Annotated in this window: 2 protein-coding genes; one reads left to right on the top strand and one right to left on the bottom strand. The window is 41.8% G+C overall.

The features are described 5' to 3' along the window. Window positions 1-55: 55 nt before the first annotated feature. Window positions 56-313, bottom strand: a complete 258-nt coding sequence (locus tag A3739_RS03735) for a hypothetical protein (RefSeq protein WP_068478768.1) — start codon at window positions 311-313, stop codon at window positions 56-58. Between the two features lie 155 nt (window positions 314-468). Between A3739_RS03735 and A3739_RS03730 the strand changes: the two genes are divergently transcribed. After that, window positions 469-692 (top strand): AAA family ATPase (locus A3739_RS03730; RefSeq protein ID WP_156502326.1); only part of this gene is annotated, 224 nt, incomplete at its 3' end.

Genomic DNA, 692 nt, shown 5'->3' with positions numbered 1-692 from the left:
AAACTCGCATAACATGACTGTTTAGGTTAACCGATTACGCCTGACATACCAACGATTAAACGCTTATATCGATATTTTGACCAAGGTTTGATTCGTGGTCTTGAATGGCAGCCTTTTGATCTTGTTTACGTCTGTCTTTTCCTTCCCGACGATCTCTAAAATTTATGGGAAGGTTTTTATTCCGACGGTCTTTTGTTTTACGTCTGTCTTGGTGATCTTGATTAGGATTCGCGTCGTTTTTTATGAGCGCAACACGCTCTCGCGCTTTGACTAGCGTTTTTCTGATTTGAGGTGTGAATCGTTCAATATGCATAACCAAATCTCTAACAAGACTCTGTGGTTAATATATCGTCAATTACTTAATGTTCTTTAATAATGTGCGCTAGGCTTTTGCGCGTTGATGCAAATTATTGCAGAGTGTAGATTCCTTCGCTAAAACGACTCTCACCTTGTGAGTAAGGTTCTGTCTTGAAAAAGCTTTCTTACACTGACGTATACGCAGAGTGCGCAACAGCTAATATAGCTGCCTCTTCAACCAAAACACTTGAACCACTTGAAGATATAGTTGGCCAGGAACGGGCGCAAGAAGCAGTTCGTTTTGCAATGGCGATGCCTGGTAGCGGCTACAATATTTATGCGATTGGCCGCACTGGTTTGGGCAAGCGTACAATGATTCTGCGTTATCTCAAGAA

It is taken from the genome of Oleiphilus sp. HI0067 (assembly GCF_001635735.1).
This window is presented reverse-complemented; position numbering and strand designations above follow the sequence as displayed.

What these genes read in the sequence shown, in the direction of transcription:
- A3739_RS03735 (WP_068478768.1), bottom strand. Translation starts at nt 313, where the DNA reads ATGCATATTGAACGATTCACACCTCAAATCAGAAAAACGCTAGTCAAA.